This is a genomic window from Methylomonas koyamae (assembly GCF_006483455.1).
In the GTDB taxonomy this organism is placed as follows: Bacteria; Pseudomonadota; Gammaproteobacteria; order Methylococcales; family Methylomonadaceae; genus Methylomonas; species Methylomonas koyamae_B.
On sequence record NZ_PPPU01000055.1, the window covers coordinates 1 to 10,095 of the forward strand.

Consider the following 10,095-nt stretch of genomic DNA (forward strand, 5'->3'; position numbering starts at 1 on the left):
TTTTGGGGCCGGCTCTCTAACCTCCGGGAAAACATCACAAGAAGCTGAGTTTAAGTTCTTGTCTGGAACTCGAGGGGCCAAATGGCTTTTTGACGACTCAATCGTTCAATACCTCGAAAAAGTTCTTTGGCACAAGATCTGTGAACTCGGCTGTCTTCAATCCGAATTGGAGGGATTGCCGATCGGTGACGAGCGCTCAAGAATAGTTCATGCGAGTGCTGATATTAAGAAATGGATGGTTGAACAAACGAGCGTACTAGACGAAAAGTTTTCTCCTTACTTATCTCTTCGCCACTAGGTCTGACCTTTCGGTCAACCGGACCTGCCAAGCGGCAACCCTGTTACCTCCATCGCTAGCAAGCAGCCTCGATGCAGTCGAGGATTCGAAGGCCAATTTTGCCAATTGCCGAGGTGGCCTTGATGACCGGATAGCAAGTAGCCTCAATGCAATCGAGGATTCGAAGGCCAACGTCTTTCCATTTTCCGATAATGCCCTTCTGGTTTGAATCCGACGCCCTCGATTCCGCTGACGCTCCATCGAGGCTACACTTGGCTTGTCTCAAATTGATTGTGGAAGTGTCATGGTGGCATATCGGCGTAATTCCTGACTGGGGGAACGTACTTTTTCACGGTGACGCTGCGCGACCGCCGGGCACGCTTTCTGGTTGATTATGTCGATGAATTGCGCGCTGCTTTTGCGCAATCGCGCGCCCGCAAAGCGTTTTTAATTGAGGCGATGGTAGTTTTGCCCGACCAATTACATACCATCTGGCGTTTGCCGGATCACGACACCGATTAGCCTGGACGCTGAAAATCGATTACATCCCTATTTACCCAATCGCTGGACGGCCTGTATGTTGGTAAACGCCGCGACGGCAGCGCCTCCATTTGGCGACGGCGTTGCGAGCATACCATTCGTGACGAACAGGATTGGCAACATCATATCGATTACATTCACTTCAATCCGATGAAACACGCTTGGGTACAACGGATTCGGGATTTGCCGTTTTCATCATTTCACCGTCATGTTCGGAGTGGAATATTGCCCTTATTGATTGGGCTGGCGACGGCATTCGGAAATGGAGCCTAAAAGCCACAGAATAAACTAGATAGCCGACGTTGCGTCCCGATAAGAAGCGGTGACGGCGACAGATTTTGCAATTAAGCACATCAAAAAGTGCTTTGCGATATTTCAAGACTCCGCGTATGTGCCATTTGCGTTTTGAGCCTGACGTAAGGCCGGGATCGCTGACAGAATAAGCTGACATAAATTATCTATCCCGCTACCTATTGCCTCGTAGCCTGACACTAACCAAACCGAAAATGACAAAACCGAACAAAAATCCGCTCGCAGGCACCGGCACCGAGGCTAATTCACGTGTCCAGTTACCCGGATTACCGGTTACCGAACCGGTAAAACTGTACATTAGTTCTCCTGCATCCAAAGAACTTACGCCATTGCCAACAGAGCTTATCGACACGCCGCCAAGTAGTCCTGGCCGGCCGTATTCATGTCTGTTTAGGGCCGCATTCCAATTGCCAGTGAGATGCCCATCGGCGTCGGTATCAAATTCTATCCGCGCACTTCTTTCGTAATATGTCGAAAAATGCGGATCGACCCCGTTATTATTTGGGGCTGTGTAAAATTCCGTGGTATCGATTTTATAGTACTTTCCCAGCCCAAAGATGAAGGTAAACGGGATCCGCCCGCTGGTATAGTCGTCAACATCAAGAATAGCCCGACCCGATTTGGGCAACAAGGTTTCTTCAACGACGAAGCTGATGTTCACGCCGATATCTCCAACCCCCAGTGGGAATACGTCGGTAAAGGTGTTGCCGGTATAGGTATACCGAACCAACGCCGCTGTCGCGGGTAAGCTGCTCAAGACGAAAAACGATAATAATGCAACTATCAACGCCAAATATCGAACGAAGGTATTCATGAGATTTACCCGCATGACTGGTTGTTGGAAGACGAACACTATTGATAATACTCTCACAAACTCTAGCGTTCAAGCCAATCCGCCAGACAGCCCGCGTAGCTCCGATTAGCGAAGCGTAATCGGAGGAATGCAAATCCCCAGACAAATTCGAATATCACGTATTGTTTCCGCTATCGCGATAGCCTATATGAATGTCGGTTCTCGCCATTCCGTCCGGTGCCCGGCGCGGCAGCAGGGAACAAAATCCGCACCAGTCCTCCCCCAAGACCACAATCGCTCTGTGGAACGGAGGCAATGCAAAAATATTTTGGTATCGAATCGATGTTTTATTACAATCTTGCCGAATCCGTTGCGACATTTCTCCCCCCCAAGGGAATGTCGGCGGATTTTCCGCTGATGGCAGGCTTTGCGCTTGCCATCACGGTCGAGTAAACTGCGGCGGCTGGCGGAGCTGCCGGCAATGGACACGATGCGGTATCACTGCTTTAAAGAGGCACTGGCATGATTAGGCAACATCTGGATTTAATAGCCGTAGCCGGCGTCGGAGCCGGTTTGGCAATGTACGATTTGACCATCGATCTGGTTTTCAGCGTCGCCCACTTCCTGTTCGAAATGCTGCATCTGGCATTCGAATGGTTCGAACTTGGCATCGAACATGCCGTGGAGCATACCTTTCACACCACCCGCCACGGCAGCCAGATCATCACTTTTTACATCTTGTTGGCACTTGGCGGTTCGGCGCTTTACGCGCTGTGGAAAGCATTACCGCTAATACGGCGCCGGCTGCAGCAGGCACTGATGAATGCCTGGGTGCGGCGGAAAACCGAGTGCGAGCTTTATTGGCAATCGCTGACTTTGCAAAACAAACTCCGCTTGCTGTCCACGTTGCTGGGTGCGGTTTACCTGAGTACGTTTTTCGTGATGTGACGGCTTCCGGGCGGCCGCTTCAGGTCAATTAAGCTGCGTCGGCATCGGCGACGACGCAATTGCGACCGTTGCGCTTGGCGCGATACAAGGCCTGATCGACCCGCTCGAAGAACGCCTGCTCGGTTTCCGTCATCGTAAACTCGCCGGCGCCGATACTGACGGTCGTCCGAATTTGGCGCGGGAAAACCAGATTGGCGATCGTCTGGCGGACTCGTTCCGCAAATTCGACGGCATTATCGACCGGCGTATGCGGCAACAAAATCGCAAATTCTTCGCCGCCCCAGCGCGTTACGTCGTCAACGGCCCGGACCAGGCCGCGCAGAGCGGATGCCAGCACTTTCAAGACTTCGTCGCCCACCATGTGGCCGTGGCTGTCATTGACGTTTTTGAAATGGTCGATGTCGATCAGCAATAACGAAAACGGCGTCGACCGGTAACGCCGCATGCGCTGAATTTCTTCTTCCAGACGTTTCTGCAGCATGCGCCGGTTACCGATACCGGTCAACGGATCGCTGAGCGCCGTTTTTTCCAATCCCGTTGCTTTCGATTCGAGAAAACTGACCAATTCCTTCAGTTCGCTGGCATGGTGTTTGACCAAATCGATCCAGGTGCCGTAGGCAAATCCGACCAGCTCGCTTTGGGTGACGACGCCGACCAAGCGTCGGTTTTCGTCCACGACGACCGAACGCTTGATCTTTAAGGTCTTCAGTTGCATCAGGGCATCGTGGATGGTTGCGCCGGTGTCGGTGGTCACGACCGGACTGGTCATGTATTCCGTCAACGGCAAATCGGTAGCGCTTCCGGACGACAAAATCCGGAAAATGTCTTTGGTGGTGATGATGCCGACCGGTATCCCGGCGTCGATCACGATAATCGAATCTTCCAATTTGCGCAGATGGCTCAGTACGTCCTCCAGTATCCAGTCCGGCGAAAACGTGACCGGTTCGGTGCGGAACATCAATTCGCCTATGGTCTTTTTTTGCACCAATACCGTCGGATCGACCGCCGAGAGGATATCGGTATAGGTCAAGATGCCCACCAGCTCGCCGCCGGCTCCTACCGCGGCCAGATAACGTTCGCCGCTATTTTCCAGCACCTCCAGCCCCACCAGTATATGTTCGTTCTCGTCCAGGCAGGCGATTTTGCGAATCGGTAACTCGCCGAGGGTCACGCCGCTCTGACCGCCGGAATGAACGTGTTGTAACAGATCTTCGACCGAAAACACGTAGTGGCCGTCCGCCTGCTCGATGACGACGCTGCTGGCGCTATTCCGGCTCAGCACCTCGGAGATCTCGCGCACGCTCATATCGAGCGAGGCTCGCAAGATTTGGCGCTGGGCAATAGCGCCGATAGTAGGAAACAGAGTCAATTCCATCAAAGGGTAATTCGGTTAGCAGTTGAGGTTAAACCGGTATCGCAATAAGGATTGGCCGGACGTTTATCGGCCGGGACTCAGGCCGCCCAGTCCACTGCCGCCGCTCCGGGATAACGAGGCTTCACGCCCCCACGGAGAATTTTTTTACAAGACTCGGTACGCCGTTGATCTTGACCATAAATTCGTCGTAACCGCGCAGCAATTCGGTCACGGATTTAGCCCGCACTTTGCGCATTAAATTGGCCCGGTGAACTTTGACCGTTTTGATGGAAATATCCAGCTGTTCCGCTATTTCCCGGTTCGTCAGGCCGCTGACCACCATTTGGCAGGTCTGCAATTCTCGGCGGGTTAAACTTTTGAAGTCGCTGAGCCGGCGTCTATCGCGCTCGTGCAATGCCAACGAATTTTCCAACACCTGCTGCATCTGCTCCAGCCGAAACGGTTTCTCGATAAAATCGAACAGGCCGGAATTGATCGCCTGCACCGCCCTGGACAAGCGCCCGCTGCGGCTGATACAAATCCGCGGGCATTGGCCGAATAATTCGTCGAACGGGCCGTTGTCGAAGATGTCCAGAAACTCGGGATCGAACACCACGCTGGAAGCCAACTTGCCCGGATCGAAACTATCACGGTTCTCGACAGTCCACCGACTCAATTCGTGACGACAGGCAAAATGCACCACCTCGGCCGCCAGCGGTTCGGCCATCCGCAAAATGCCCTTGTAGGAAGAGATGTCTTCGTCGACAACCAGGATTACTCGGTCGAATTTCATGGGTTGGGATCAAGCAAAATAAACTGGGGCAAATCAAATATGCCTTTAAAAATTTCCGGATTCTAGCCACATCCATTGTTTTGTCTATAGGCCCAAATAACTAGACAAGAAGCTGCTGCGCGTGACCCCGGCGCAACTTGCGCCAAGACTTTCCGCCGGCCTGTTTGTATAATCCGGGCAACATTCTCAACCAACCCTATGCCATGCCAAGCCCATTCCAGCGTATCGGCCTCGTCGGCAAGTTCGGCGACCCCGGAATCGCGCCGACGCTGAACCAACTCTACCGCTATCTGCTGCGCCGGGGTTTTCAAGTGGCGGTGGAAAGCCAAAGCGCCGACTTGATCGAGCACGCCGACGTCACCGGCGTCTACATCGAGCGTTTGCCGGAGCATTGCGATCTGATGATGGCCTTGGGTGGCGACGGCACCTTCCTGGCCGCGGCGCGGGCGGTGGCCGATTTCGACGTGCCGTTGCTGGGCGTCAATCTGGGCCGGCTCGGATTTCTGGCGGATATCTCGCCGGAACAACTCTCCGGCAGCCTCGAACAGATTCTGGCGGGCAACTACAAAACCGAGCAACGCCACTTATTGAACGCGGCCATCATCCGCGACGGCACGCTGATCCACCAGCAAACCGCGGTCAACGAAGTGGTGGTGCACCGCTGGGTCACGCCAAGCATGATCGAGATTGTCACCAGCATCGACGGCGTCTATCTCAACACACAACGCTCGGACGGCTTGATCGTCGCCACGCCGACCGGTTCCACCGCCTATTCGCTGTCGGCCGGCGGTCCCATCCTGCATCCTGCGTTGCACGCCCTGGTCTTGGTGCCGCTGAATCCGCATACCTTGTCCAACCGGCCGATCGTGATCGACGACAACGTCACCATCGAAGTCCGCTTCAGCCGCGCCAAACAAATCAATGCGCTGGTGACTTGCGATCATCTGGAAATTCCGGACGTCCGCATCAACGACAAGATCGTCATCAAGAAGGCCGAGAAACCGATTACAATTCTGCACCCGGCAGATCACGATTTTTTCCATATCCTGAGAAGCAAACTCAACTGGAGCGGCTACCCCGCCTGAACCCATGCTGCTGAACCTGAACATTCTCGACCTGGCCGTGGTCGACGCCCTGGATCTGGACCTCGACCCCGGCATGTCGGTATTGACCGGCGAAACCGGCGCCGGCAAATCCATCCTGTTGACCGCGCTGGGCCTGGCGCTCGGCGACCGCGCCGACTCCGGCTACGTCCGTCCCGGCAGCAAACGGGCCGAGATCAATATCGAATTCGATTTAAGCAAAGCGCCGCTGGTCAAACAATGGCTGGCCGACAACGAACTGGACGACGACAGCCATTGCCTGATCCGGCGCACGGTCAGCGAGGACGGCCGCTCCAAAGCTTACATCAACAACCGTCCGGTCAATCTGCAGACCCTGCAGGCCTTGAGCCGGCAATTGGTGGAAATCCACGGCCAACACGCCCATTTGACCTTGCTGGACGGCGAAGAGCAGCGCCGGCTGCTGGACGGTTTCGCCAACAATCAGGCCTTGTTGGAACAACTCAACGCGTGTTACCAAAACTGGCGTCAGGCGCACAAGGAATTGCAGCAACTGCTAAAGGCCGGCAGCGACCAGGCCGAACGCGAGGAATTGCTGCGCTACCAATTGGAAGAACTGCAGCAACTGGACCTGGAAAACTTCGATTACCAGGCCCTGGCCGACGAACACCACAAACTGGCCAACCTCGGTAAAATTCTCGGCGTCGGCCAACAACAACTCGAGATTTTGTACGACAACGACCAGCAGTCGGTCGCCGACATGCTGGGCCACGTGATTCACGCACTACAAGAGCTGAGCCAATACGCAGCCGAATTGAACGGCGTGGCGGAACTGCTCGGCGACGCCGAAATCCAGATCGGCGAGGCCACCCAGCAATTGCGCCGCTTCCTGGAAAACCAGGAGGCCGATCCGCAGCAACTGGCCTGGCTGGAAACCCAAATCGGCGTGATCCAGTCGCTCAGCCGCAAACACAAAGTCCAGCCGGAAGAACTGCCGGCCCTGGCCGCGGGCCTGAGCGAAGAATTGCACAATCTCAGCCACAGCAGCGAACGCATCGAAGCGCTGCACGCCGACTGCGAACGTTTGCTGAACCAGTACCGCAAACTGGCCGCCGAATTGTCAGCCAACCGGCGCCAGGCCGGCACCGAACTGCAACAACGGATTTCAGACGCGATCAAGGAACTGGGCATGCCGCACGGCGAATTCATCGTCAAACTGCAGACGCCGGAACAGGCCGAACCGCAGCGCAACGGCCTGGACCAGATCGAATTCCTGGTCAGCACCAATCCCGGCCTGCCGGCCAAACCTTTGGCAAAAGTTGCCTCCGGCGGCGAATTGTCGCGCATCAGTCTGGCGATCCAGGTCACGACCAGCACCGACAAAACCACGCCGACCATGATCTTCGACGAGGTCGATTCCGGTATCGGCGGCGGCATCGCCGAAATCGTCGGCCAGAAACTGCGCCGGCTCAGCCGCAACCGCCAGGTGCTGTGCGTGACTCACCTGCCGCAGGTCGCCGCCCAAGCCCACCAGCACCTGTTCGTCGCCAAAAACCAGAAGGCCGCCGTCACCTCGTCCAGCGTCCGCCGGCTCAGCGAGGAGGAACGGGTGCACGAAGTGGCGCGGATGCTGGGCGGCGTCACCATCACCGAAAACACGCTGGCCCATGCCAGGGAAATGCTGGCCTCGGGCGGATCGGCCGACGACCGGCACTAAGGCCTGCGCCGCGGTTCATTTTCGCGACAGGCTCAACACCCCGGCCAACACCAGCGCCGCACCGGCCATTTGCAGCGGGCTCAGCTGTTCACCGAGAAACACGTTCGCTAAAAACAGCGTCGCCACCGGCCCCAACGCGCCAATCAGCGAGGCATGGCTGGAGCCTATAATCCGGATCGCGGCCGACAGCATGAATACCGGCAGCACGGTCGACACAATCGCCATCCACAAACTCAATTGATAGACCCGTGCCGAGACCAGCAGCGCCTGCGGCGGATGGGTCAACAGGAATTGGATCAGCGTTGCCGCACAGGCCACCAGCATCGCGTAGGCGGTAAAGCGCGACGCGCCTATCCTGGCCACCGTCTCGCCGGTGCCGATCAGATACGCCGCGTAAGTCAACGTGCTGGCAAACACAAAACCGGCACCCAACCACAAATGCTCGGCCTGCAACGTCACCTGATCGCTGAACACCACGCCGATCCCGGCGTAACTGAGCAGCAAGGCGACAATCTCTTTGCGTCCGAACGGTTTATGCAACAACAGCGCCGACAACACCACGACCAAGGTCGGGTACAAAAACAGAATCAAGCGCTCCAGACCGGCGGAAATATATTGCAGACCGATGAAGTCGAACAAGCTGGACAGGTAGTAACCCAGCAGACCCAATAACAACAACGCCGCGTAATCTCGCCGGCTCAAGGCCTGCGCCGGTTTTTGCCAGGCATGGCGCAAGGCCACGATCAGGAAAAACGGCGCCGAAAACAGCATCCGCAACGCCAACAAAGTCACGGCATCGACCGCTTCGCCATAAGCCAGTTTGACGAAAATGGCTTTGCCGGAAAAACCGATCGCGGCCAAAGTCGCCAAACCGAAGCCGAGCAAACGGCGGTGTTGAAATGAATGGGTGGAAACGGTTGTAGCCATTAGGCCTCCTGTATCGATGCGGGCCTTTGGCAAATGACGAAGCAACTGCGGCAAGCCCGCGGTTGCTTGAAAGTTTTTAGAAAAACGCAAACACCACGGCAATAGGTAAGCCCCATAGCCAGCGGCGTTTATTGACGAGAAAAAGCAGATTGGAAAATATCATGGGCAGGATAGTAGCCGGATTTGGTCCGTTAGTACAACAAAAAATGGCTATGTGCCTTCTAAGGTTGGAACGAAAGGCGCCGGGTTTTATGTTGAGCTGCGTTATTTTGGCTGAATTTCGGTTCTCAGGAAATTCGCCGCTTGGTAGGATAAGGCGTGATTGTTTTGTTACACCCCATAAGCGACAGTTGGCTGAACTTTCCAATTACCGCTAATGGATAATAAACTGAATCTCCATTCGTGGACGTAGGCTGGGTTGAATGACAATGAAACCCAGCTAAAAGCCGTTAAAGCTGGGTATCGCTGCCGCTCCACCCAGCCTACAGCCCTTTTCAAGAAAACAACAATCACAAGTCTTAGATTTAATTTACATATAAAATCACGACAGCAAATTAATCAGAAGTTCCTTAATAACAAATCGACGTAAATTATTTTAAGTCTATCGATGACAGCATCGATGCCCAAATAAAAACCTATAGACACAAACTCTTTGCCAAGGGACTAAAATAACAATATGACCAAAGCCAGTCTAATTTTAAAACTGCAAGATGTTCTAACTAAATACAGTGGCGACATTCCAAGATCTGAGATACTTAATATAGTCGGCACAGATAGCAATCCTGGACTCCATTCCATGAATTGCTTTTGGTGCGAAGAAAAAAATTCTTTTCAAATGGCCAATTTATTCGATTTGCCAGATAAAATGTCCAGTTTGCAAAAAATCCTTTAAGGCGTATTTTGGAGCAGTTAAAGCAAAAAGATTCAAGACCACCAAAATATACCACCCTTACCCCTCATACTTTACTATTGGCACATATACTATAAGATCATTTGATAACTCTGGAGATGAGCGACAAATAGACTTCTCAATCTACGGGACAAAGAATATTGAGCTTCGGGCAAAAGATGTTTTTTGTCTAATTACAAGTGAGAATATGCCAAACCGTAAGAACCTAAAGTTTCGCGGAGAACCATATCCAGAACATGGCATGATCATAATAACAAACTTTAGGAACCTCTGAAAAACTGCCGTTTTGAACGACAGTAATTTCTAAGATAGGTCAAAGATTTCAATAATCGACCGTTTTTTCATCAAAACAGCCGGATTTTCTCGAGAACAAGCCCTTTTTTGGGCCTATTTTCAAATTTCAGACGCAATGAGGCAGCGACGTTCGTACGCATCACCGCGCAGCACATTCGCAATCGCGGTC

General features: G+C 53.7%; 10 protein-coding genes. 6 read left to right on the top strand and 4 right to left on the bottom strand.

The genetic code is table 11. The features are described from left to right. The coding region (locus C2U68_RS21430; RefSeq protein WP_222101941.1) for a hypothetical protein at positions 1–298 on the top strand (298 nt) is incomplete at its 5' end. Positions 299–631: 333 nt separating this feature from the next. Beyond that, positions 632–799, top strand: coding sequence for a hypothetical protein (locus tag C2U68_RS21435; protein WP_222101942.1), 168 nt, complete (start codon positions 632–634; stop codon positions 797–799). A gap of 484 nt (positions 800–1,283) precedes the next feature. Here the strand turns inward: C2U68_RS21435 and C2U68_RS19745 are convergent, their stop codons facing one another. Continuing rightward, entirely contained in the window at positions 1,284–1,943 is a 660-nt protein-coding gene (locus C2U68_RS19745) for a hypothetical protein (RefSeq protein WP_140914190.1), read from the bottom strand. Positions 1,944–2,237: 294 nt separating this feature from the next. Between C2U68_RS19745 and C2U68_RS21355 the strand changes: the two genes are divergently transcribed. After that, on the top strand, positions 2,238–2,375 hold the full coding sequence (locus C2U68_RS21355) for a hypothetical protein (protein WP_186289681.1): 138 nt from the start codon (positions 2,238–2,240) through the stop codon (positions 2,373–2,375). 69 nt (positions 2,376–2,444) lie between these two features. Then, positions 2,445–2,870: a hypothetical protein gene (locus tag C2U68_RS19750; protein ID WP_140914191.1), complete on the top strand. Its 426-nt coding sequence runs from the start codon at positions 2,445–2,447 to the stop codon at positions 2,868–2,870. 28 nt (positions 2,871–2,898) lie between these two features. Here the strand turns inward: C2U68_RS19750 and C2U68_RS19755 are convergent, their stop codons facing one another. Next, on the bottom strand, positions 2,899–4,245 hold the full coding sequence (locus C2U68_RS19755) for a diguanylate cyclase (RefSeq protein ID WP_140914192.1): 1,347 nt from the start codon (positions 4,243–4,245) through the stop codon (positions 2,899–2,901). A gap of 121 nt (positions 4,246–4,366) precedes the next feature. Next, complete coding sequence (locus C2U68_RS19760; protein WP_140914193.1) at positions 4,367–5,017, bottom strand: LuxR C-terminal-related transcriptional regulator; 651 nt, start codon at positions 5,015–5,017, stop codon at positions 4,367–4,369. A gap of 203 nt (positions 5,018–5,220) precedes the next feature. On the opposite strand from C2U68_RS19760, the gene C2U68_RS19765 reads away from it, so the two are divergent. Further along, the gene (locus C2U68_RS19765) at positions 5,221–6,102 is read left to right on the top strand and encodes an NAD(+) kinase (protein WP_140914194.1); all 882 of its coding nucleotides are present in this window, start codon (positions 5,221–5,223) and stop codon (positions 6,100–6,102) included. Positions 6,103–6,106: 4 nt separating this feature from the next. Beyond that, entirely contained in the window at positions 6,107–7,795 is a 1,689-nt protein-coding gene (gene recN / locus C2U68_RS19770; protein WP_140914195.1) for a DNA repair protein RecN, read from the top strand. 15 nt (positions 7,796–7,810) lie between these two features. Here the strand turns inward: recN and C2U68_RS19775 are convergent, their stop codons facing one another. Continuing rightward, a complete protein-coding gene (locus C2U68_RS19775) occupies positions 7,811–8,722 on the bottom strand; it encodes a DMT family transporter (protein WP_140914196.1) in 912 nt (303 codons plus the stop codon). Positions 8,723–10,095 lie beyond the last annotated feature (1,373 nt).

Excerpts from the sequence above, each read along its gene's own strand:
- C2U68_RS19755 (WP_140914192.1), bottom strand. The coding sequence starts at position 4,245 with ATGGAATTGACTCTGTTTCCTACTATCGGCGCTATTGCCCAGCGCCAA.
- C2U68_RS19760 (WP_140914193.1), bottom strand. The coding sequence starts at position 5,017 with ATGAAATTCGACCGAGTAATCCTGGTTGTCGACGAAGACATCTCTTCC.
- C2U68_RS19775 (WP_140914196.1), bottom strand. The coding sequence starts at position 8,722 with ATGGCTACAACCGTTTCCACCCATTCATTTCAACACCGCCGTTTGCTC.
- C2U68_RS19750 (WP_140914191.1), top strand. The coding sequence starts at position 2,445 with ATGATTAGGCAACATCTGGATTTAATAGCCGTAGCCGGCGTCGGAGCC.
- C2U68_RS19745 (WP_140914190.1), bottom strand. The coding sequence starts at position 1,943 with ATGAATACCTTCGTTCGATATTTGGCGTTGATAGTTGCATTATTATCG.
- C2U68_RS21355 (WP_186289681.1), top strand. The coding sequence starts at position 2,238 with ATGCAAAAATATTTTGGTATCGAATCGATGTTTTATTACAATCTTGCC.
- C2U68_RS19765 (WP_140914194.1), top strand. The coding sequence starts at position 5,221 with ATGCCAAGCCCATTCCAGCGTATCGGCCTCGTCGGCAAGTTCGGCGAC.
- recN (WP_140914195.1), top strand. The coding sequence starts at position 6,107 with ATGCTGCTGAACCTGAACATTCTCGACCTGGCCGTGGTCGACGCCCTG.